General features: G+C 50.2%; 19 protein-coding genes, 2 tRNA genes and 3 rRNA genes. 15 read left to right on the top strand and 9 right to left on the bottom strand.

Going from position 1 to position 22854, the window contains the following annotated elements; all coding sequences use genetic code 11:
- Position 1: 1 nt before the first annotated feature.
- From trkA to def, 4 genes are all read right to left on the bottom strand, one after another.
- The gene (gene trkA / locus ACZ5R2_RS01970; protein WP_464900821.1) at positions 2-1378 is read right to left on the bottom strand and encodes a Trk system potassium transporter TrkA; all 1377 of its coding nucleotides are present in this window, start codon (positions 1376-1378) and stop codon (positions 2-4) included.
- 64 nt (positions 1379-1442) lie between these two features.
- Positions 1443-2723: a 16S rRNA (cytosine(967)-C(5))-methyltransferase RsmB gene (rsmB, locus tag ACZ5R2_RS01965; protein ID WP_464900820.1), complete on the bottom strand. Its 1281-nt coding sequence runs from the start codon at positions 2721-2723 to the stop codon at positions 1443-1445.
- 72 nt (positions 2724-2795) lie between these two features.
- Positions 2796-3743 carry a methionyl-tRNA formyltransferase gene (gene fmt, locus ACZ5R2_RS01960; RefSeq protein ID WP_464900819.1) on the bottom strand — a complete coding sequence of 316 codons (948 nt, stop codon included), beginning with the start codon at positions 3741-3743 and terminating at the stop codon, positions 2796-2798.
- Positions 3744-3760: 17 nt separating this feature from the next.
- The gene (gene def / locus ACZ5R2_RS01955) at positions 3761-4279 is read right to left on the bottom strand and encodes a peptide deformylase (protein WP_464900818.1); all 519 of its coding nucleotides are present in this window, start codon (positions 4277-4279) and stop codon (positions 3761-3763) included.
- Between the two features lie 137 nt (positions 4280-4416).
- On the opposite strand from def, the gene ACZ5R2_RS01950 reads away from it, so the two are divergent.
- The 4 genes from ACZ5R2_RS01950 to ACZ5R2_RS01935 are packed head-to-tail and all read left to right on the top strand — an operon-like array spanning position 4417 to position 7427.
- Positions 4417-5250 carry a hypothetical protein gene (locus ACZ5R2_RS01950; RefSeq protein ID WP_464900817.1) on the top strand — a complete coding sequence of 278 codons (834 nt, stop codon included), beginning with the start codon at positions 4417-4419 and terminating at the stop codon, positions 5248-5250.
- Positions 5243-6367 carry a DNA-processing protein DprA gene (dprA, locus tag ACZ5R2_RS01945; protein WP_464900816.1) on the top strand — a complete coding sequence of 375 codons (1125 nt, stop codon included), beginning with the start codon at positions 5243-5245 and terminating at the stop codon, positions 6365-6367. The genes ACZ5R2_RS01950 and dprA overlap by 8 nt, the downstream gene beginning before the upstream one ends.
- Positions 6364-6840, top strand: coding sequence for a DUF494 family protein (locus ACZ5R2_RS01940; protein ID WP_438461186.1), 477 nt, complete (start codon positions 6364-6366; stop codon positions 6838-6840). The genes dprA and ACZ5R2_RS01940 overlap by 4 nt, the downstream gene beginning before the upstream one ends.
- 8 nt (positions 6841-6848) lie before the next feature.
- On the top strand, positions 6849-7427 hold the full coding sequence (locus ACZ5R2_RS01935; protein WP_464900815.1) for a DNA topoisomerase family protein: 579 nt from the start codon (positions 6849-6851) through the stop codon (positions 7425-7427).
- A 402-nt stretch (positions 7428-7829) separates the two neighbouring features.
- Here the strand turns inward: ACZ5R2_RS01935 and ACZ5R2_RS01930 are convergent, their stop codons facing one another.
- The 3 genes from ACZ5R2_RS01930 to purE form a co-directional block, all read right to left on the bottom strand.
- Positions 7830-8867 (bottom strand): IS110 family RNA-guided transposase, encoded by a 1038-nt coding sequence (locus ACZ5R2_RS01930; RefSeq protein ID WP_464900814.1) that lies wholly within the window; start codon positions 8865-8867, stop codon positions 7830-7832.
- Between the two features lie 120 nt (positions 8868-8987).
- Positions 8988-10118 (bottom strand): 5-(carboxyamino)imidazole ribonucleotide synthase, encoded by a 1131-nt coding sequence (locus ACZ5R2_RS01925; RefSeq protein WP_464900813.1) that lies wholly within the window; start codon positions 10116-10118, stop codon positions 8988-8990.
- Positions 10119-10121: 3 nt separating this feature from the next.
- Positions 10122-10607: a 5-(carboxyamino)imidazole ribonucleotide mutase gene (gene purE / locus ACZ5R2_RS01920; RefSeq protein WP_438461183.1), complete on the bottom strand. Its 486-nt coding sequence runs from the start codon at positions 10605-10607 to the stop codon at positions 10122-10124.
- Between the two features lie 183 nt (positions 10608-10790).
- Here purE and tsaC point away from each other — a divergent pair, with 183 nt between their 5' ends.
- Genes tsaC through ACZ5R2_RS01900 form a run of 4 tightly spaced genes read left to right on the top strand, consistent with a single transcriptional unit; the run spans position 10791 to position 13424 of the window.
- Positions 10791-11348: an L-threonylcarbamoyladenylate synthase type 1 TsaC gene (gene tsaC / locus ACZ5R2_RS01915; RefSeq protein ID WP_464900812.1), complete on the top strand. Its 558-nt coding sequence runs from the start codon at positions 10791-10793 to the stop codon at positions 11346-11348.
- A gap of 34 nt (positions 11349-11382) precedes the next feature.
- Positions 11383-12315, top strand: coding sequence for an oxygen-dependent coproporphyrinogen oxidase (hemF, locus tag ACZ5R2_RS01910; protein ID WP_464900811.1), 933 nt, complete (start codon positions 11383-11385; stop codon positions 12313-12315).
- A gap of 12 nt (positions 12316-12327) precedes the next feature.
- Complete coding sequence (aroE, locus tag ACZ5R2_RS01905; RefSeq protein WP_464900810.1) at positions 12328-13161, top strand: shikimate dehydrogenase; 834 nt, start codon at positions 12328-12330, stop codon at positions 13159-13161.
- Entirely contained in the window at positions 13161-13424 is a 264-nt protein-coding gene (locus ACZ5R2_RS01900; RefSeq protein ID WP_464900809.1) for a DUF1488 family protein, read from the top strand. The genes aroE and ACZ5R2_RS01900 overlap by 1 nt, the downstream gene beginning before the upstream one ends.
- A gap of 105 nt (positions 13425-13529) precedes the next feature.
- Here the strand turns inward: ACZ5R2_RS01900 and ACZ5R2_RS01895 are convergent, their stop codons facing one another.
- The gene (locus ACZ5R2_RS01895; protein ID WP_464900808.1) at positions 13530-14075 is read right to left on the bottom strand and encodes a gamma carbonic anhydrase family protein; all 546 of its coding nucleotides are present in this window, start codon (positions 14073-14075) and stop codon (positions 13530-13532) included.
- Between the two features lie 494 nt (positions 14076-14569).
- Between ACZ5R2_RS01895 and ACZ5R2_RS01890 the strand changes: the two genes are divergently transcribed.
- The 5 genes from ACZ5R2_RS01890 to ACZ5R2_RS01870 all read left to right on the top strand — a co-directional run bounded on the left by ACZ5R2_RS01890 (position 14570) and on the right by ACZ5R2_RS01870 (position 19893).
- Positions 14570-16137: ribosomal RNA gene (locus tag ACZ5R2_RS01890) — 16S ribosomal RNA — on the top strand.
- Between the two features lie 99 nt (positions 16138-16236).
- Positions 16237-16312, top strand: a tRNA-Glu gene (locus ACZ5R2_RS01885).
- 341 nt (positions 16313-16653) lie between these two features.
- Positions 16654-19539 (top strand): 23S ribosomal RNA (locus ACZ5R2_RS01880).
- Positions 19540-19627: 88 nt separating this feature from the next.
- Positions 19628-19743: ribosomal RNA gene (rrf, locus tag ACZ5R2_RS01875) — 5S ribosomal RNA — on the top strand.
- The 16S, 23S and 5S rRNA genes sit together here with 2 tRNA genes alongside, the layout of an rRNA operon.
- 59 nt (positions 19744-19802) lie before the next feature.
- A tRNA-Ser gene (locus ACZ5R2_RS01870) sits at positions 19803-19893 on the top strand.
- Positions 19894-20043: 150 nt separating this feature from the next.
- Here the strand turns inward: ACZ5R2_RS01870 and ACZ5R2_RS01865 are convergent.
- Positions 20044-20373, bottom strand: coding sequence for a DUF3135 domain-containing protein (locus ACZ5R2_RS01865; RefSeq protein ID WP_464900807.1), 330 nt, complete (start codon positions 20371-20373; stop codon positions 20044-20046).
- A 284-nt stretch (positions 20374-20657) separates the two neighbouring features.
- Between ACZ5R2_RS01865 and ACZ5R2_RS01860 the strand changes: the two genes are divergently transcribed.
- Positions 20658-20948: a co-chaperone GroES gene (locus tag ACZ5R2_RS01860; protein WP_464900806.1), complete on the top strand. Its 291-nt coding sequence runs from the start codon at positions 20658-20660 to the stop codon at positions 20946-20948.
- A 57-nt stretch (positions 20949-21005) separates the two neighbouring features.
- On the top strand, positions 21006-22652 hold the full coding sequence (gene groL / locus ACZ5R2_RS01855; protein ID WP_464900805.1) for a chaperonin GroEL: 1647 nt from the start codon (positions 21006-21008) through the stop codon (positions 22650-22652).
- Positions 22653-22854 lie beyond the last annotated feature (202 nt).

Below are 22854 nucleotides of genomic sequence, written 5' to 3'. Positions count from 1 at the left end.
TCTAGAGGAAGAATGGGCTAGGTTGGAATAGCGCCTCAACATCGGGCACATATTTCTTATCAACCAAGAACATCACCACGTGATCGTCTTGTTCGATAACGGTGCGGTCGTGGGCGATCAGCACCTCTTCGCCTCGTACGATAGCGCCGATAGTGGTGCCTGGCGGTAAGCGGATATCACCTATCGCACGACCCACAACTTTCGAGGTAGTCTCATCCCCGTGGGCGATCGCTTCGATGGCCTCAGCCGCACCGCGCCGCAGTGAAGAGACGTTGACGATGTCAGCCCGACGGACATGGGTTAGCAGCTCTGAGATGGTCGCCTGTTGCGGTGAAATCGCCACATCAATCACACCGCCTTGCACAAGGTCGACGTACGCACCGCGCTGGATCAAGACCATGGCCTTTTTTGCACCCATTCGCTTGGCCAGCATCGCCGACATGATGTTGGTTTCATCTTCATTGGTCAGGGCGATAAACACATCGACCTGGTCGATATTTTCTTCGTTGAGCAGCTCTTGGTCCGCCGCATCACCACAGAAGACGATGGTGTTCTCGAGATCCTCAGACAGGCGCTCAGCGCGTTGGTAGTTACGCTCAATCAGTTTCACACTGTAGCTCTGCTCCAAGCGCTTGGCGAGGGCTGCACCAATGTTACCACCCCCGACGATCATCAGGCGACGATACGGCTTTTCAAGCCGCTGCAGCTCACTCATCACTGAGCGGATATGGTTACTAGCCGCAACAAAGAACACCTCATCATCGGCCTCGATGATGGTGGTGCCTTGCGGGCGAATGGGACGCCCCTGACGGAAGATAGCGGCAACACGAGTGTCGATATGTGGCATATGCTCGCGCAGGGCAGAAAGGGCATTACCAACCAACGGGCCGCCATAATAGGCCTTCACAGCAACAATGCTGACTTTCTCATCGGCAAAGCTCACCACCTGCAAAGCGCCAGGGTATTGGATCAAGCGCTCGATGTAGCTAGTGACGAGTTCTTCAGGGGCAATTAGGTGATCAACAGGGACAGCGCCCGATTGAAACAGCGCCTCTTTTTCGTTGAGGTACTCACGAGAGCGTATACGGGCGATACGGTTTGGGGTGTTAAATAGAGTGAAGGCAACTTGGCAGGCGGCCATGTTGGTTTCATCCGTATTGGTGACCGAAACCAACATATCCGCATCTTGCGCGCCGGCTTCGCGCAGTACATCAGGATGACTGGCATGACCGTTGACTACGCGCAGGTCGTACTTGTCCTGAAGCTCGCGCAGGCGTTCACCGTCTTTATCGACGATAGTGATATCGTTGTTCTCACCAACCAGATTTTCAGCCAGTGTGCCACCTACTTGGCCTGCACCAAGGATAATGATCTTCATGTTCTGCTCTCTTAAAACGCAGCCACCCGTATTGGGTGGCTTGCCATCCTTGTGTTGTTACTGACTAAGCGTGTTTTTTCAACACGGCGTAGTAGAAGCCATCCATATCTTCTTCACCCGGAAGGATTTGTCGACCAGGCTTGGCAGGGTCACTATCGATAAGATCGACATTACCGGTTCGAGCTAAGAACGCCTTGACCTGCTCAACGTTTTCTTGCGGTGTGATCGAGCATGTTGCGTAGACCAGTGTGCCACCCGGCTTCAATTGTTGCCACATTGCATCGAGAATTTCACTCTGGAGTGTTGCCAGTGCCGCAATATCATCGCCGCGACGCAGCCACTTAATGTCTGGGTGACGACGGATCACCCCCAGTGCTGAACATGGGGCATCGAGTAGGATGCGATCAAACTGTTCGCCTTGCCACCACTCGCTTGGCTCACGTGCATCACCACAAATCACCTCAGCCTTTAGATTCAGGCGTTTGAGATTATCGTGCACACGCTTAAGACGCTGATCATCACAGTCAATCGCTACCACTTGCGCATCCAGAGTACGCTCTAGGATATGCGCGGTTTTGCCACCAGGCGCAGCGCAGCAATCTAAGATCAGCTCACCATCTTGTGGCTTGAGGTAGTCAACGGACAATTGCGCAGCGGCGTCTTGCACTGAGACCCAACCTTTCTCAAACCCAGGCAATTTGTACACGTCACAAGGTGAAGCCAATTTTATGGCATCCTCCGCTTGGCTGTGTACGCTGCTATCAATGTTTTCATTTTTGAGCAGCTCAAGGTACTCATCACGGCTGTGGTGCTGATAGTTAACACGCAGCCACATCGGCGCCTTGCTGTTGTTGGCCTCGATGATGCTCTCCCACTGCTGTGGGTAGCTCTCTTGCAGTAGCTTAAGTAGCCAGCCAGGGTGACCATACTTGCCCGCGTTATGGCTGACCGCCTGGGCATCGAGTTGCTCTTGGTTGCGCTGGTAATTACGCAGCACCGCATTGATCAACCCGCGCAGGCGAGGACCCTTCAGTGTTTTGGTTGCCTCAACCGTTTCACCGACAGCCGCATGAGCTGGGATACGCATAAAGCTCAGCTGGTAAACACCGACCAAAATCAGGTGATGGAAGACACGCTGTTTGCCCTTGAGCGGTTTATCCATTAGCTCGCCTGCGATTGACTCAAGGCGCGGTAAATAGCGCAGAGCACCATAGCAGATCTCTTGCAGCAAGGCGTGGTCGCGTGGCTTGATGGTTTGCTGGGCCGCAGGCAGAGCGGAAGAGAGAGAGTGGCCTTTGTCGACCACGTTAAATAGGACGTTGGCGGCTGCCGCACGAACATTCATAGTGATTACCTTATGCTAAGGGAGGGCATCTCTGCCCTCAAAATGTACTCTGACCCCATAGGGTCGTGTGGGCTAGCTAAGCGATGAGCCCACTTCGAACCAGCTGGCACGAGAGTTAAGGATATCTTGTACCGACATGGCTTTTTTACCCGGCACCTGTAGCTGTTCAAGGACCAAAACACCGTTGCCCGTAGCAACATAGATGCCGGTTTTATCGGCTTGCAGGATAGTACCCGCTGGTTTGTCCGTTGTCTGGTCGGCTACGCGGCTTTGCCACACTTTAATGCTGTTGTCAGCCACACTGAAGTGGCTCATCGGCCATGAGTTAAACGCACGTACGCAGCGCTCAATACGCTCAGCATCTTGACTCCAGTCGATGCGTGCCTCTTCTTTACTCAACTTCTTAGCGTAGTTGGCTAGGGCATCGTCTTGCTTTTCAGCGATTGCGCTGCCATTAGCAATTTCAGCCAGGCAGTCAACCAGTGCCTCTGGGCCAAGCTCAGCCAGCTTGTCGTACATGCTAGCACTGGTATCTGTTGGCTCAATCGGCAGAGTGGCAATCTTCAGCATATCACCGGTATCTAGGCCAATGTCCATCTGCATGATGGTTACACCCGTCTCCTTATCGCCAGCCCAAATAGAGCGCTGGATTGGCGCGGCGCCACGCCAGCGAGGCAGGATAGAGCCGTGCACATTGATACAGCCCAGTTTTGGTGTATCCAATACTGCTTGCGGTAGCAATAGGCCGTAGGCGACCACGACCATGATATCGGCGTCAAGCTCAGCAAGCTGCTGCTTGGCCTCGTCGGACTTAAAGTTTTCTGGCTGGTAAACCGGAATGTCGTGCTCTAGCGCAATGGTTTTGACTGGGCTTGCGGTGAGTTTTTTGCCGCGTCCAGCAGGACGGTCGGGTTGGGTGTACACCGCGATGACTTCATGCTCTGAAGACAATAACGCCGCCAAGTGAAGGGCGGCGAAATCGGGAGTACCAGCAAAGACAATTCGTAATGGCTTGCTCAAGATGGGCTCCTTTGTAATTAGGCTCTAACTTGCTTTTCGTTAAAGCGTTTGATCTTGGCAAGCTTGTCTTGAATACGCTTACGCTTGAGTGGCGATAGGTAATCGACAAACAGTTTGCCTTGTAGGTGGTCAAGCTCGTGCTGAACGCAGATCGCCAGTAGGTCATCTGCATCAAAGGTGATCTCCTCACCGTCACGGTTGAGCGCTTTTACGCTCACTTCAGCAGCGCGAGGCACTAGAGCACGCGCGCCTGGTACTGATAGACAACCTTCTTCAATGCCGTCTTCACCGCGCTTTTCGGTGATCTCAGGGTTGATCAGAACCATAGGCTCTTCGCGTGATTCAGAGATATCAATCACAACGATGCGCTGGTGGACGTCCACCTGAGTTGCAGCCAGGCCAATGCCCTCTTCTGCGTACATGGTCTCTAGCATATCGTCAACGATTTGCTGGATTTCAGGCGTCACGGCTTCAACGGGCTTTGCCACGGTACGAAGACGTTCGTCTGGGAAACTTAATACATTTAAAACAGCCATAAACACTCAAATATTGAACTGTGCCGTAAGAGCACGATGTTGATGGGACAATTCTAGACATTTTATAACCGAAATGACAGCATCAGGGCGTGCAATTTCAGGATCGTTATCGGTAAACAGAGCCAAGGAATAACGTCATGAAGCGAATAAAACTAGCCTCATCTATCTATGCTTTGGTCACACTGCTTTGCTTGGGCGTAAGTTCTAGGGTGTCTGCCATCCCTCGCGTTATTGAGTTGAGCCCCAAAATGAGGGTAGCGACGCCCAAAATCCCTGAGCCCATGCAAATGACGGATGATTTGCAGGTACGGATGCTTGAGTGGCCACACTGGCAGAAGGCAAGCCGAGTGATTAGCGGTGAGGTGAATCGACACTATCTCGGAAGCACGGCGCGCTTATATATTGAGGGTGAACATCCAGGCGCTTTCTGGGGCCTTTATCGTCATGTGCTGACTTTGGGTGGCAGGTCTAAGGTCATCGTTGTACAAAAAGTGGCTCGTGGTCGCTCGCAACTGGCTGAGCAGGGTATGACGCGAATCGCGCTGTTGGATCAGTCTCAGGAACTGCGTGGTGGCGAGATAGCGCTAATTGAGAGCCAGGCTGATCGGGTGTCATCGTTTAGCGTGCAATCAGGGCCAAGGCAGGTAAAGCCAACGATTGTGGCGTTTGTCTCTGGGCGCAAGTTCGTCGCCACGGGAGCAAAGTTAGTGCTGAACAAAGGCACCGAGGATGGATTGCAGCCCGGTAGCACGTTTGATCTCTTTACTGCCCATGAGCGAGGTCAAAAGGCTCTCTCCAACCTTCCCACCTCAGACCAACGCGTCGGTCAACTGGTTGTGACCTACTCTCATCAAAGCCATAGCCTGGCTACCATCATTGAGGCCACCGAGCCGATTGATAGTCAAACCTTACTATTGCCTGCCACTGTTCACCATTCGCAGTTCAAATCCGGTGTACATGACGATGACTGAGCGACAATTGATGGCTTGGCTAAGCTTAGCCTTTATCCCTGGGCTTACCGGACAAGCTTTTGTGCGCTTGCTAGGCAAAGCTCCAGCTGAACATTGGCTGGATTTGCCTACTAAAGAGTTAATTGAGGCGGGCTTTAGTCAAGCGCAGGCAAGCTATCTTAAGCAAGAGTCTGAGTCGCGAGTTACTCCCATGCTTGAGTGGCAGCAAGGGAAGGGTAAAGCAATAATTACCCCGCTTGATCCTAGCTACCCGGCGCTTCTTGCTGAGGTGTCAGTCCCACCTCGGGTACTGTTTGTCGAGGGGCAAGCAGACAGTTTGCAGAGTACCCAATTGGCGATGGTTGGCAGTCGCCATGCCACGATTGATGGTCTCAATGATGCCAAGCGCTTTGCCGCTGAGCTGTCGCGTTCGGGAATCACCATCACCAGTGGTCTAGCTCTAGGGATTGATGGCAGTGCTCACCACGGCGCGCTTGAGGCCAAAGGCGTCACGATTGCGGTGCTTGGCTCTGGGCACAATCGCCTCTATCCAGCCAAGCATCGCTCACTTGCCGAAAAGATCATCGAGTGTGGCGCGCTGGTGTCAGAATTTCCACCCGACACACCGCCTAAACGAGTTAACTTCCCCCGGCGCAACCGGATTATAAGCGGTTTGGCCACCGGTGTGTTGGTGGTTGAGGCTGCCGAAAGGAGCGGCTCTCTGATCACGGCGCGCTATGCCGCTGAGCAGGGGCGAGAAGTGTTTGCTTTGCCTGGGTCGATTCATACCCCAACTTATCGCGGCAATCATCAATTGATTAAAAATGGCGCCTGCTTGGTGCAGACGGTTGACGATATCCTGGTTGAAATTGACACCTTGGTGCGTTGGAGCCAGCAAGCTCAGTCTCAACTTTGCTTCGAATCAGCGCATCAAATCAGCGCAAACAGTGATGAGCCGTTGCCATTTCCCCAACTGTTCGCTAACGTAGGACTGGAGCCGACACCTATTGATATATTGGCGAGTCGGACCCATATAAATATACAAGAAGCAATGAATCAAATTCTTGAGCTTGAATTACTCGGTGCGGTTAGGGCTGTTCCGGGTGGCTACGTTCGTTTAGGGGGAGGCAAACTATGATGATGGACATTTTGATGTACCTGTTCGAAACCTATGTCCATAGTGATGCAGAGTTACAAGTCGACCAGGACGAACTGGAAGATGAGCTACTCAGAGCGGGTTTTCAGGAAAAAGACATCTACAAGGCGTTGCATTGGCTTGAAGAGCTAGCAGCCCTGCAGCAGAGTGATGACCATGCGGCGATTGCTGCTGGCGGTATGACCTCAACTCGCATCTACACCAGCAAGGAAACGGACCGACTTAATGTCGAGTGCCGTGGTTTTTTGATGTTCCTTGAGCAGGTGGGCGTACTGAAAGCCGATATCCGTGAGATGGTGATCGATCGTATCATGGGGCTTGAAACCAATGAATTTGAGCTCGAAGATCTCAAGTGGATTGTATTGATGGTGCTGTTTAATGTGCCGGGCAATGAGAATGCGTACACCCTGATGGAAGAGCTGTTGTACTCAAAAGAACAAGGTGTTCTGCACTAAGTCGCGTTATGAGTAGTAAGATCGACAATCAACTGTTTTCCGCCCACGAGCATGCGCTTGACCATCAAGTGTGCCCGGTTTGCCAAGAGCAAGGGCGCACCGGTGAGCTTGAGATGCGTCATGGTAAGCACGGCGCCTTTCTTGGCTGCAATCAATACCCAAGTTGTGAATACATTCGCCCACTACAACAAAATGATGGCCATATCATCAAGCACCTTGGTGTAGCGTGTCCTGAGTGTCAGCATGAGCTTGTCTTGCGCCAGGGACGTTATGGCATGTTTATCGGCTGTAGCCACTTCCCTGAGTGCCATCATATTGAATCGCTCAATGTGCAAGAAGAGCAAACACCCGCTAGCATTACCTGCCCAGAGTGCCTCAAAGGCCATCTGGTCGAACGTAAAACCCGCCACGGCAAAACTTTTTATGCCTGCGACTCCTATCCCAAATGCCGCTTTGCAGTGAACCTGCCACCGATCGCCGGACAGTGCAGCGCATGTGGCTTCAACCTTCTGGTTGAGAAGAAACGCGCGTCAGGTAAGGTACTCCTGTGCGCCGATAAAAAGTGCCAACACCAGCAAAACCCGTAAAAAAGGGGCGAGGTGCGGGGATGGGCGGAGCGAGGGGTTAGCGCTCGCGGAACACGACACGCTTTCCTGAACAATATAGAGTCTGTTTTGAATACTAAAAAGGAGCCATAAGGCTCCTTTTTAGTATTCAAAACATCGGATTAGAGGGCAGCACACTCAATACGAAACACTCGCTGTAGACTGCTCGCTTATGTGGACTCCCCCTTGTCAACAGCAGTAATTAACAAATAAAGAATAAATGCGTGCTTATGTACGAGCTCTGATTGAGAAGCTATCTCTGGCTCTGTGATATTTACGCGAACTCGTGGTCAACTCTCCTCGGCGAGCTTAATGCTCCTAGCGAGATACTGACTCTACGAGCTGATTTTCATCTTTTATTGAGCATTACTGTTGTTTAACGCTTTAAGCCTCTAAAGGCTCGGCTTTGTATTCGGTATTTTTGGTTAGCATAGAGAACGCTGTTCTGACTGTTTTATTTGCTAAAGCCACAGCAGCACAGCGCTTTCCTCGTCGCTCAACCAACTGTTGGATCCACTGTTCTTTTTTGGTTCTGGCTTCGCGGCGCATTACTTGATTTATCACCGACATCGCTCCACTCACCAAGTAGCTCCTAACCATTTTATTTTTGACATACTTACCTATGGAGCCCAGTTTGGTCTTACCACCAGAAGAGTGCTGTATTGGGGTCAAGCCAATACAAGCTGCTGCATCACGCCCTGTTTTGAAAAAACCCATCTCGCCACAACCAAGAGAAATATATAGATTAATCGCATTCAAAGGGCCTACACCCTCTATCGCCATAAGCTTTTTGCATTCCTTCTGCCTATGTGCAGCTTTTTCTATACAGCTATCATATTGGTCGACGTTTTCAACATGGGTTAAATACTGTTGCCAGGCCGTATTAAGTGCCACCCTAAATTCACTAGAAAAACCATTCTCTGCATCTTCTAGAGCCGATGCAACAACACCGTTTATTCCCCCTTTACTCGGCGAAATACGGATATTGAACTCGAGTAATAGAGAAGAGAGTTGATTGAGACTGGCGACCTTGTGTTTCACTGCAAGGTCTCGTAGGCGAATAAGGCTTTGCTTCTCTTGTTGCTCTTTAGATTTGCCATTAATAAACTGAATATCAGTAACTTGCGAAGCCTGAACGATAGCTAGTGCATCATTCTTATCGGTCTTTTGGTTTTGTCGAATACTGGCAACCAGCTTAGCTGAAATGAGTCTGGCATCATGCCCGCACGCTATAGCTTGTTGCTTCCAGTAGTTAGAGGTGCCACACGCTTCGAAAACGATGGTCATCGGTTTAGACGTTATAAGCCAGTGGTTAAAATCCTGAGGTGTCATTGCCTTATTGGAACGCACTTTGCTGTGTTGCGTAACACAAACTTGGATTTCACTCTTTGCTAAATCAACACCAGATACTATACGTTTCATATTGGACTCCTTTTAACATTTAGGCTTTACAACTCAAATGTTAGTCAACCTTTCGGGGTTGGGGGAGTCCAATTATCTCCTCGGAACGAAGTGTAACCCGCTCCCCGCCCCTATCCGTTGTTAGCGATTTTGCTCGGCAAACTCGTGCACAGCCGGGTAAGCCTGGCTATCCAGCTCATCCGCAAGAGCAATCAATTGCTGTGTCAGTGCGGCTTTGCTGTCTGCGCAGACGTTGATGTGCCCCATCTTGCGTCCTGGGCGTTTGTCTTTGCCATACCAGTGGATGTGGCAGCCTTCGATTGCCAACAAGCTATCTGGCAGTGTGTCTTCACCCAAGATGTTGATCATTGAGGTTTGGCGGATCAGCTTGGTGCTGCCAAGCGGCATGCCGCAAACCGCGCGCAAGTGGTTTTCAAACTGACACGTGATCGCACCTTGTTGTGTCCAGTGGCCAGAGTTGTGCACGCGCGGCGCAATCTCATTAACCAATAGCTGACCGTTAACATCGAAGAATTCGAGCGCCAGTACGCCAACATAGTCGAGGCTGTTCGCTACGGCGGTGAACATCTCTTTTGCCTGCAACTGCAGTGCGTTATCTTCAATCGCAGTAGAAAGTGACAGTACGCCGTTGGTATGAATGTTTTCAGCCAGCGGGTAGACCTCAACCTGACCATCTTTACCACGCGCCCCAACCAGAGAGACCTCGCGGTTAAATGGCACAAACTCTTCCGCTACGATAGCTTGAGTTGCGGTCGCAGCGATACACTCTGCCATCTCGTTCCAGATCGCATCGACATCATCTCGCGACTTTAAGCGCCATTGGCCCTTGCCATCGTAACCACCGAGCGCGCTTTTTAGCACCATCGGGATACCTACAGTCTCAATCGCTTGCTCGAAGTCTTCACGGCTGTTGATCACCGCGTACTTGGCATTTTTTACCCCAGCGTTGTCGAGTAAGGCTTTTTCAATCCGGCGATCGCCGCCCGCTTTAATCGCATCTGTGGTCGGGAGGAACTTGCCGCTGCGTTCACAGATATCCAGCACATCGTGTGGAATATGCTCAAACTCGGCCGTGATCACGTCCGCTTGCTCAATCGCATTCTCCAAGCCGTGGCCAACCACGGCTTGAGTCAATGGGTGAACAATGTTCTCACTGCCCACATCGAATGCTGTGATTTGGATGTTTAGCGGTGCACCCGCTAGCGACATCATGCGTGCTAGCTGACCGGCACCTAAAACAAGCACCTGCATGGATTAGTCCTCAGCTGGGTTTGGGTTAGCAAGAACCGTTTCGGTTTGCTCATTTCGGAAAGCTTCGACCTTCGCCATTACTTCTTCATCGTGGGTACCGATGATTTGCGCGGCAAGAATACCGGCATTGGCAGCGCCTGCTTCACCAATTGCTAAAGTACCGACTGCGATACCTTTTGGCATTTGCACGATAGACAGCAGTGAGTCCATGCCTTTTAGTGCACGTGATTGTACCGGTACACCCAGAACTGGCACGCTAGTGAACGCGGCTGCCATACCCGGCAGGTGCGCAGCGCCGCCAGCACCAGCGATGATCACTTTGATACCACGCTCTTTGGCGCTGTTTGCATAGTCAGCAAGTAGCTGAGGAGTACGGTGAGCTGAAACCACTTTTGTTTCGTAAGGCACGCCAAACTGATCCAGCATGTCTGCTGCTAGTTTCATTGTTGGCCAGTCAGATTTTGAACCCATAATGATGCCGACTTTCATCTCTTGCTCCTAAATAATCACAATTTGAGGTGGTAAAGTAGAATTTGAGCGCATTATACGAGTATTTGTGTTGCAAGCAAACGTTTGCGCGCGGTGGCAAAAAAGAATAGTGTTTGCACTATTAGTTAAGTCATAGCAAAGTCTCAGTTCAATACCATTTTCAACGATGCCGGGAGTGACAGCGTGGACAATTTTGCAGCGGCGATTGATGCCCTGACTCAAGGAAAAGTGATAGCCTATCCGACCGAAGGCGTGTTTGGGGTAGGGTGCGATCCTGACAATCCACAGGCGATACAGAGCCTGCTTGCCATTAAGCAGCGCCCGGTTGAAAAAGGCCTGATCTTGATCGCTGCTAGCTACGAGCAGATTAAGGCCTATATTGATGAAACTCAGCTCAGTGAAGCACAGCTGGCGGCTATCCGCGCGACTTGGCCAGGCCCTGTGACCTGGGTTGTTCCGGCGAGTGATAAGGTTTCGCCTTGGGTGTCTGGTCAGTTTGATTCGGTCGCGGTCCGCGTGACAGACCATCCGTTAGTCCAGCAGCTGTGTCAGCAGTTTGGCAAGCCGATCACCTCAACCAGTGCCAACCTGACCGGTCAGCCTCCGTGCAAAACTCATCAAGAGGTGGTGGAGCAACTGGGTAATCTACCGGTGACGATTGTTGAAGGCGAGACGGGTGGGCGAGCCAACCCAACGGAAATCCGTGATGCCAAAACAGGTCAGGTGTTTCGTCAGGGTTAATTAAACACAGGGTTAATCAAATAAAAGGAAGACAGTGTCAGTGATCGACAAATATGCAGTAAAAAACTATCTCCTTGGGCTTCAAGATGAGATCTGCCAACAGCTTGAGCAGGTTGATGGTCGTGCTCGATTCGTTGAGGACGCATGGTCACGAGAGCAAGACGACAAGCTAGGCGGCGGTGGCCGCAGTCGAGTGATGAAAGCTGGTGACGTTTTCGAGCAAGGTGGCGTCAATTTTTCTCATGTCACTGGCGCGAAAATGCCAGCCTCGGCGACGGCGCATCGTCCAGAGCTGGCTGGAAGGCGCTTTGAGGCTATGGGTGTCTCTTTGGTCATGCACCCCAACAATCCTTTTGTGCCAACGTCGCACGCGAATGTGCGTTTTTTCATTGCCGAAAAAGACGGTGAATCGCCAATCTGGTGGTTTGGAGGTGGTTTTGATTTGACGCCCTTCTATCCATTTGAGGCCGATTGCATCGAATGGCACCAGACCGCTAGCGACCTTTGTGCGCCTTTTGGTGAGGATGTTTATTCAGAGCATAAGGCTTGGTGTGACAAGTACTTCTATCTACCACATCGCGATGAGACCCGAGGGGTGGGAGGGTTGTTTTTTGATGATCTCAACCAGTGGGGGTTTGAGCGCTGTTTTGACTACATCAAAGCGGTTGGTGATGGCTATTGTCGCGCTTATCTGCCGATCGTCGAGCGACGTAAGAACACACCATTTACTGAGCAGCAGCGAGAGTTCCAACTCTATCGCCGTGGCCGTTATGTTGAGTTTAACCTAGTGTATGACCGTGGCACGCTGTTTGGCCTGCAGAGTGGTGGGCGAACCGAATCGATCTTGATGTCGATGCCACCGTTGGCGCGCTGGGAGTACGGCTATCAGGCTGAGAGTGGTTCAGCCGAGAAGCAATTGACCGATCAATTCCTCAAGCCACGAGATTGGCTAGAGCAAGAACAATAAGGAAAGCAAACAATGAATTCGCCAGTGGACCGCTACTTGGTGTTCGGTAATCCGATCAAGCAGAGTAAGTCACCTTTTATTCATACCCTGTTCGCGAGACAGACCAATCAGGTGATGGAGTACACCATGGCAGAGCCAGAGGTGGGTCAATTCACTCAGGCCGCGCGTGAATTCTTCGCCCAAGGTGGTAAAGGATGTAATGTCACCATGCCGTTTAAACTTGATGCGTTCGAGTTTGCTGACCGTCTGACAGAACGCGCGCAGCTTGCTGGGGCGGTGAATACGCTTAAAAAGCTGGATGATGGGCAGATCATTGGTGATACGACTGATGGTGCCGGGCTGGTTCAAGACTTGCTCAATGCACAGGTGGAGCTCACGGGGGCGCGAATTCTAATGATTGGTGCCGGTGGTGCTTGTCGCGGGGTATTACAGCCATTGTTGGAGCAAAAGCCTAAAGAGCTGCTGATCACCAATCGTACTTACAGTAAAGCGTGTGAGCTCGCCGAGCTGTTTGCGCCATTTGGACCGATTCGTGCGGTGCAAGCGGATGAATTAACCAGTGAATTTGATGTGGTGATCAACTCGACGGCATCCAGCATGACCGGGGACCTACCAGGGGTGCCTGATTGCATCTTTTCATCGATAACCACAGCGTACGATATGACCTACAAACCCCAACAAACCAGTTTTAATCGCTGGGCAAAAGAGTCAGGGGCAGCCAAGACCTTGGATGGGCTTGGGATGTTGGTTGGTCAGGCGGCGGAGAGCTTTATGGTTTGGCGTGGTTTGATGCCGGGTACCAAACAAGTGTTGCGTGAGCTGCGAAAGAACTTTGAGGGGCAATAATGAACCAGTCGATCTTATTTCCAGATATACAGACTTGGGACTCAGTGTCGCAGCGGGTTATCTTCCCTGCTCAGCAAGGTGGTGCGTTGATCGAGTGCGTTATTAGCCTAGTGCAACTCGAGAAAATGGTATCACGCTCGCTTGAAGGTGAAGCAGAGGTGCTAAAAGCATTTGCCGAGTTGCGTTTTGATCTTGAAGAGTGGGCTGAGCAGCAAATAGAAGACGAAGAGTTCAATAGCCAAGGTCAGATTGAGCTTAGCTAACCAAGTGCGGCTGAGTCTATCGTTAGGATCTCCTCTATATAGAGAGGAAGATGCAATAGGGATGCTTAGCCGCACCGTATAGCGCTAAAGCGACATCAATCAGACTTAGACTCGAGCGACGTGCTCTAGGTAATCGTTCTTGTTCTCGACGTAATTGTTCGCCGAGCGCTTGAGAAAGGCCAACTCCTCTTTACTCAGTGGGCGAGCCTGTTTGACCGGGCTGCCTATATAGAGATAGCCAGACTCTAGTCTTTTGCCTGGTGGAACAAGAGAGCCCGCACCGATCATCACTTGTGATTCGACCACAGCACCATCAAGCACGATTGCACCCATACCAACTAGCACCTCATCGTGGATCTCACAGCCATGTAGCATGACTTTATGCCCAACCGTGACATCACTGCCTATGATAAGCGGGTAACCATTCGGGTTTTCTGCGTTCTTATGAGTAACATGAAGTACCGAGCCGTCTTGAATATTGGTGCGCTTACCGATATGGATATGATTCACATCGCCTCTTGCGGCGACTAGAGGCCAAATACTCGAATCGTCGTCTAAGACAATATCGCCGACCAAAACCGATGTTTCATCTATATAGACACCCTTGCCAATCTGAGGGGCAATACCTTTATAGCTTCTTAAACTGGTCATATTTACACTCAATCTCCAATAATTCGTCGTTTCATACGGTGAATACTAGCTAAAATAGCCCTTTTTGAATGAAAAATCACCAAACGCAAGAAAAATACAAAAAAACTGGAAAAAGCGCTTGCCAATGTGACGCAGCTCTCTATAATGCCACCCCACTGACACGGCAACGGTCGCGAGACAACAGCTCAGCTCAGTAAGTGCAAGGCTTCAAGCGAATCGCTTGAAAAAAGATTTAAAGAAAGTGGTTGACACGATAACTTAAATCGCTAAAATGCACGTCCGCTTTGAGAGAAAGCTCACAAAGCGAAGCTCTTTAAAAATATAAACCTATCAATCTGTGTGGGCACTCGTTGATGATAATCCAATTAGAAGCTTAGGCTTCAAATTAGGTTTCAATGAACTGAGTGACCAATTTGAATGAGCAATCATTCGAGCACAGTCAATTCACATATCGTTAGATATGAATTCAGTATTCATTGAGCCGACAAAATCTTAAATTGAAGAGTTTGATCATGGCTCAGATTGAACGCTGGCGGCAGGCCTAACACATGCAAGTCGAGCGGCAGCGACGGTTACAATCCTTCGGGTGCGTTTCTGGGCGGCGAGCGGCGGACGGGTGAGTAATGCCTGGGAATATGCCTTGATGTGGGGGATAACTATTGGAAACGATAGCTAATACCGCATAATGCCCTTGTTTATAACGAACAGGAGCCAAAGAGGGGGACCTTCGGGCCTCTCGCGTCAAGATTAGCCCAGGTGGGATTAGCTAGTTGGTGAGGTAATGGCTCACCAAGGCAACGATCCCTAGCTGGTCTGAGAGGATGATCAGCCACACTGGAACTGAGACACGGTCCAGACTCCTACGGGAGGCAGCAGTGGGGAATATTGCACAATGGGCGCAAGCCTGATGCAGCCATGCCGCGTGTGTGAAGAAGGCCTTCGGGTTGTAAAGCACTTTCAGCAGTGAGGAAGGTATCGTAGTTAATAGCTGCGGTATTTGACGTTAGCTGCAGAAGAAGCACCGGCTAACTCCGTGCCAGCAGCCGCGGTAATACGGAGGGTGCGAGCGTTAATCGGAATTACTGGGCGTAAAGCGCATGCAGGTGGATGATTAAGTCAGATGTGAAAGCCCGGGGCTCAACCTCGGAACAGCATTTGAAACTGGTCATCTAGAGTACTGTAGAGGGGGGTAGAATTTCAGGTGTAGCGGTGAAATGCGTAGAGATCTGAAGGAATACCGGTGGCGAAGGCGGCCCCCTGGACAGATACTGACACTCAGATGCGAAAGCGTGGGGAGCAAACAGGATTAGATACCCTGGTAGTCCACGCCGTAAACGATGTCTACTTGGAGGTTGTGGCCTTGAGCCGTGGCTTTCGGAGCTAACGCGTTAAGTAGACCGCCTGGGGAGTACGGTCGCAAGATTAAAACTCAAATGAATTGACGGGGGCCCGCACAAGCGGTGGAGCATGTGGTTTAATTCGATGCAACGCGAAGAACCTTACCTACTCTTGACATCCAGAGAACTTTCCAGAGATGGATTGGTGCCTTCGGGAACTCTGAGACAGGTGCTGCATGGCTGTCGTCAGCTCGTGTTGTGAAATGTTGGGTTAAGTCCCGCAACGAGCGCAACCCTTATCCTTGTTTGCCAGCGAGTAATGTCGGGAACTCCAGGGAGACTGCCGGTGATAAACCGGAGGAAGGTGGGGACGACGTCAAGTCATCATGGCCCTTACGAGTAGGGCTACACACGTGCTACAATGGCGCATACAGAGGGCAGCCAACTTGCGAGAGTGAGCGAATCCCAAAAAGTGCGTCGTAGTCCGGATTGGAGTCTGCAACTCGACTCCATGAAGTCGGAATCGCTAGTAATCGTAGATCAGAATGCTACGGTGAATACGTTCCCGGGCCTTGTACACACCGCCCGTCACACCATGGGAGTGGGCTGCAAAAGAAGTGGGTAGTTTAACCTTCGGGAGGACGCTCACCACTTTGTGGTTCATGACTGGGGTGAAGTCGTAACAAGGTAGCCCTAGGGGAACCTGGGGCTGGATCACCTCCTTATACGATACGGATAGTTTGCTTTCACTTTTTAAAGTGAAGACAAATAAGTCGCGATGAGTGTTCACACAGATTGATATGGTTATATTGAGCTCACCTAGTGTCCCGTTCGTCTAGAGGCCTAGGACACCGCCCTTTCACGGCGGTAACAGGGGTTCGACTCCCCTACGGGATACCATCTTTAAGCACATTTGCTTAAGTGTTCTTAAAAATGATTACTTCATTTGAAGTGATTTGCTCTTTAAAAATTTGGAAAGCTGACGAATAACAACAATCCCCTTATCTTTTAGATAAGCGTTGTTATTCAAATAAAAGTTCTCAAATCCTATATCGAACCTTTTTATTAAGGGAACATATAGGTACCAACACACATTCAAGTGTTCTTGGAAGTAGCGAAAGCTACTTAATATTTGAGTCCGGCAAAATCGAGTCTGCATCATGTATAAAAATTGCAGACAACTTTGGTTGTTTGATTAAACAATCTCTAGATTTTCCTTTGGAAACTCTTTGGGGTTGTATGGTTAAGTGACTAAGCGTACACGGTGGATGCCTTGGCAGTCAGAGGCGATGAAAGACGTAGTAACTTGCGATAAGCCCAGATTAGGTAGTAACAACCTGTGAGTCTGGGATTTCTGAATGGGGAAACCCACTCTCATAAGAGAGTATCACTAACTGAATACATAGGTTAGTGAGGCGAACCGGGGGAACTGAAACATCTAAGTACCCCGAGGAAAAGAAATCAACCGAGATTCCGAAAGTAGCGGCGAGCGAAATTGGATTAGCCCTTAAGCTTTTAATGATACAGGTGAAGCCTCTGGAAAGTGGCGCGATACCGGGTGATAGCCCCGTAACCGACATATCATAATCAGTGAAATCGAGTAGGGCGGGACACGTGATATCCTGTCTGAATATGGGGGGACCATCCTCCAAGGCTAAATACTACTGACTGACCGATAGTGAACCAGTACCGTGAGGGAAAGGCGAAAAGAACCCCTGTGAGGGGAGTGAAATAGAACCTGAAACCGTGTACGTACAAGCAGTAGGAGCACCTCAAAGTGTGACTGCGTACCTTTTGTATAATGGGTCAGCGACTTATATTCAGTAGCGAGGTTAACCATCTAGGGGAGCCGTAGAGAAATCGAGTCTTAACTGGGCGTCGAGTTGCTGGATATAGACCCGAAACCAGGTGATCTAGCCATGGGCAGGTTGAAGGTTGAGTAACATCAACTGGAGGACCGAACCGACTAATGTTGAAAAATTAGCGGATGACTTGTGGCTAGGGGTGAAAGGCCAATCAAACCTGGAGATAGCTGGTTCTCCCCGAAATCTATTTAGGTAGAGCCTCGGACGAATACTACTGGGGGTAGAGCACTGTTAAGGCTAGGGGGTCATCCCGACTTACCAACCCTTTGCAAACTCCGAATACCAGTAAGTACTATCCGGGAGACACACGGCGGGTGCTAACGTCCGTCGTGGAGAGGGAAACAACCCAGACCGCCAGCTAAGGTCCCAAAGTATAGCTAAGTGGGAAACGATGTGGGAAGGCTTAGACAGCTAGGATGTTGGCTTAGAAGCAGCCATCATTTAAAGAAAGCGTAATAGCTCACTAGTCGAGTCGGCCTGCGCGGAAGATGTAACGGGGCTAAGCTATACACCGAAGCTGCGGCAATGACTTAGGTCATTGGGTAGGGGAGCGTTCTGTAAGCCGTTGAAGGTGAACTGTAAGGTTTGCTGGAGGTATCAGAAGTGCGAATGCTGACATGAGTAACGATAAAGGGGGTGAAAAACCTCCTCGCCGGAAGACCAAGGGTTCCTGTCCAACGTTAATCGGGGCAGGGTAAGTCGACCCCTAAGGCGAGGCCGAAAGGCGTAGTCGATGGGAAACGGGTTAATATTCCCGTACTTCTTACAATTGCGATGGGGGGACGGAGAAGGCTAGGTGGGCCTGGCGACGGTTGTCCAGGTTCAAGTGCGTAGGCTTAAGAGTTAGGTAAATCCGGCTCTTTTTAAGGCTGAGACACGACGTCGAGCATCTACGGATGTGAAGTCATTGATGCCATGCTTCCAGGAAAAGCCTCTAAGCTTCAGATTGTAAGGAATCGTACCCCAAACCGACACAGGTGGTCGGGTAGAGAATACCAAGGCGCTTGAGAGAACTCGGGTGAAGGAACTAGGCAAAATGGTACCGTAACTTCGGGAGAAGGTACGCTCCTCGCGGTGAAGTCCCTTGCGGATGGAGCTATGGGGAGTCGCAGATACCAGGTGGCTGCAACTGTTTATTAAAAACACAGCACTGTGCAAAATCGTAAGATGACGTATACGGTGTGACGCCTGCCCGGTGCCGGAAGGTTAATTGATGGGGTTAGACTTAGGTCGAAGCTCTTGATCGAAGCCCCGGTAAACGGCGGCCGTAACTATAACGGTCCTAAGGTAGCGAAATTCCTTGTCGGGTAAGTTCCGACCTGCACGAATGGCGTAATGATGGCCACGCTGTCTCCACCCGAGACTCAGTGAAATTGAAATCGCTGTGAAGATGCAGTGTACCCGCGGCTAGACGGAAAGACCCCGTGAACCTTTACTACAGCTTGGCACTGAACATTGAGCCTACATGTGTAGGATAGGTGGGAGGCTTTGAAGCAGGTACGCCAGTATCTGTGGAGCCATCCTTGAAATACCACCCTTGTATGTTTGATGTTCTAACTTAGACCCCTAATCGGGGTTGAGGACAGTGCCTGGTGGGTAGTTTGACTGGGGCGGTCTCCTCCCAAAGAGTAACGGAGGAGCACGAAGGTGGGCTAATCACGGTTGGACATCGTGAGGTTAGTGCAATGGCATAAGCCCGCTTGACTGCGAGAATGACAATTCGAGCAGGTGCGAAAGCAGGTCATAGTGATCCGGTGGTTCTGTATGGAAGGGCCATCGCTCAACGGATAAAAGGTACTCCGGGGATAACAGGCTGATACCGCCCAAGAGTTCATATCGACGGCGGTGTTTGGCACCTCGATGTCGGCTCATCACATCCTGGGGCTGAAGTCGGTCCCAAGGGTATGGCTGTTCGCCATTTAAAGTGGTACGCGAGCTGGGTTTAGAACGTCGTGAGACAGTTCGGTCCCTATCTGCCGTGGGCGTTGGAAGATTGAAGGGGGCTGCTCCTAGTACGAGAGGACCGGAGTGGACGAACCTCTGGTGTTCGGGTTGTGTCGCCAGACGCATTGCCCGGTAGCTAAGTTCGGAATCGATAACCGCTGAAAGCATCTAAGCGGGAAGCGAGCCCTGAGATGAGTCTTCCCTGATACTTTAAGTATCCTTAAGGGTTGTTCGAGACTAGAACGTTGATAGGCAGGGTGTGTAAGCGTTGTGAGGCGTTGAGCTAACCTGTACTAATTGCCCGTGAGGCTTAACCATACAACACCCAAAGGGTTTTGATGGACTCAAAGCAAGAACTTTGAATGTGTATAAAGACTTTTAACAGCTTTCTGAATTAACAAATTTGCTTGGCGACCATAGCGTTGTGGACCCACCTGATTCCATGCCGAACTCAGAAGTGAAACACAATAGCGCCGATGGTAGTGTGGGGCTTCCCCATGTGAGAGTAGGACATCGCCAGGCTTTGAACAATATCTAACTGAAGCAATTTAGAGTAAGACTTTAGTGAGATTACATATTGTGGAGAGATGGCTGAGTGGTTGAAAGCACCGGTCTTGAAAACCGGCATACGTTAATAGCGTATCTAGGGTTCAAATCCCTATCTCTCCGCCACATACTAAGCCCAAGTCGAAAGACTTGGGCTTTTTTACGTCTAAGATTCGAGGAGCGGGTACGGTATCGCTTCGAGGTGCGAGGCGTAGTAATGCTCTTCCTCGTACCCCGAAGGGCATAGCCCGCCCTCGAACCCCGCCCCTGAAATGTCTAACTCCAAGAATTCTCGCGACCTCGAAAGTCAATGACATTTCCCTGCTTATCATCAAGCTTTCCCTCACTCAGTACTTGGCGAAATTTTTGAAACTGGACGAGTAATTCGCGCCTGAGCAAGACGTTGGCGTGAATGGGGTTTTTACTTTGGCTGACGAGTCTGTCTAGGTGGCTCTGCTGTGCCTGCAGTCGTTGCTGCATTTGAGGTGAAGAGGCGTCGATACAGGCTTGGCATAATGATGCTTTGAGCTCATCAAAGGCTTTGGGATCTTTTTGTGCGAGTTCTGCTAACTCATCAAAGCTCGGTAGGGTTGGGTGTGTCGTCATAATCACCATCCATGTTAATGACTTCACTTTAAATTGTATGCAACCAGTTTTGATGCCGAGCACAATCTGTGCTCTTTCTCACAACTAAGAAGCTTTGGCTAACATAAACCCGATCAAGCCTCTATTTTTAGCCCTCCAATCGCATTTTTTTTATTTCTACCCCTTGGGTTTGTCCCAAACACACCTCATATAAAGTCTTAACAAGGTTCTGCAATGTACGCTGTGAGAAAGCGTTGTGGGACAATCACCTAACTAAACATGGAAATTATCAGGAGAGACGACCAATGAACATTCGTCCATTACAAGACCGAGTTATCGTTGAACGCAAAGAAGTTGAATCAAAGTCGGCTGGCGGCATCGTTTTAACTGGTTCTGCTGCAGAAAAATCAACACGCGGTGTGGTACTTGCAGTAGGTAAAGGCCGTATCCTTGAGAACGGCTCAGTTCAGCCGTTGGACGTGAAAGTTGGTGACACAGTGATCTTTGCTGAGGGCTACGGCACTAAGACAGAAAAGATTGACGGTAAAGAAGTTCTTATCATGTCTGAAAACGACATCATGGCAATCGTTGAGTAATTTTTTGCTCTGATTCAAAAACGACTCAAAAAACAGAATTAAGAAAGGAAACTAAAGATGGCTGCTAAAGACGTTAAATTTGGTAATGACGCTCGCGTAAAAATGCTTGAAGGTGTAAACGTTCTGGCTGACGCGGTAAAAGTAACACTGGGTCCAAAGGGCCGTAATGTAGTTCTAGATAAATCTTTTGGTGCACCGACAATCACTAAAGACGGTGTATCAGTTGCGCGTGAGATTGAGCTGGAAGACAAGTTCCAGAACATGGGCGCACAGATGGTGAAAGAAGTTGCTTCGCAAGCCAATGATGCTGCTGGTGACGGTACGACGACGGCGACTGTACTGGCACAATCTATTGTCAACGAAGGCCTTAAGGCTGTGGCTGCGGGCATGAACCCAATGGATCTTAAGCGTGGTATCGACAAAGCAGTTATCGCTGCGGTTGAAGAGCTTAAAGCGCTTTCTGTTCCATGTGCAGACACCAAAGCGATTGCTCAGGTAGGTACTATCTCTGCAAACTCTGACACCAGCGTTGGTAACATCATTGCTGAAGCGATGGAAAAAGTCGGTCGTGATGGCGTTATCACGGTAGAAGAAGGTCAGGCTCTACAAGATGAGCTAGACGTGGTTGAGGGTATGCAGTTTGACCGTGGTTACCTATCACCTTACTTCATCAACAACCAAGAAGCTGGCTCTGTTGACCTAGAGAACCCATTCATTCTTCTTATCGACAAGAAAGTTTCAAACATCCGTGAGCTACTACCAACGCTAGAAGCGGTAGCAAAAGCATCTCGTCCGCTACTTATCATCGCTGAAGATGTTGAGGGTGAAGCACTAGCCACTTTGGTTGTGAACAACATGCGCGGTATCGTGAAAGTCGCTGCAGTGAAAGCACCTGGCTTTGGTGACCGTCGCAAAGCGATGCTACAAGACATCGCTATCCTAACCGGTGGTACGGTTATCTCTGAAGAGGTGGGTCTTGAGCTTGAGAAGGTTGTACTAGAAGACCTAGGTCAAGCTAAGCGCGTGTCTATCACTAAAGAGAACACGACGATTATCGATGGTGTTGGCCAAGAAGCGATGATCCAAGGTCGCGTGGCGCAGATCCGTCAACAAATCGAAGAAGCGACCTCTGATTACGACAAAGAGAAGCTACAAGAGCGTGTTGCTAAGCTTGCTGGCGGTGTTGCCGTGATCAAGGTTGGCGCTGCGACTGAAGTTGAGATGAAAGAGAAGAAAGACCGCGTAGAAGACGCGCTACACGCAACACGTGCAGCGGTTGAAGAAGGCGTGGTTGCTGGCGGTGGTGTTGCACTTATCCGCGCAGCGTCAAAAATCACTGAGCTTGAAGGCGACAACGAAGAGCAAAACGTGGGTATTCGCGTAGCACTACGTGCAATGGAAGCGCCGATTCGTCAAATCACAATGAACGCTGGTGACGAAGAGTCTGTAGTTGCTAATCAGGTTAAGCAAGGCGAAGGCAGCTACGGCTACAACGCAGCAACTGGTGAGTACGGCGATATGCTAGAGATGGGTATCCTTGATCCGACAAAAGTAACTCGTAGTGCACTACAGTTTGCCGCTTCAGTTGCGGGTCTAATGATCACCACAGAGGCGATGGTAACAGACCTGCCGCAAAAAGATGCACCAGCAATGCCTGACATGGGCGGCATGGGTGGCATGGGCGGTATGCCAGGTATGATGTAGTGCGACGAGAGTCGCATAGGTAGCTAGCCGAGTGGGCTACGTCCATAGTGAGTACTAACTATTGTAATTTGTTGCCACTATCAATCCCGCCGAAATAGCAATGAATAAAACCCGATATTCGGGCTTAACTCAAGCCCGAATATCGGTCTCCATTGGAGTCCGATGTTTAGGTATGGGCGAAAGTCTATATCCCTCGCCACTG

The sequence above is a fragment of the Vibrio sabulosilitoris genome (assembly GCF_055391395.1).
Note: the sequence above shows the minus strand (reverse complement) of the source record. Positions and strands in the feature narration are given on the sequence as shown.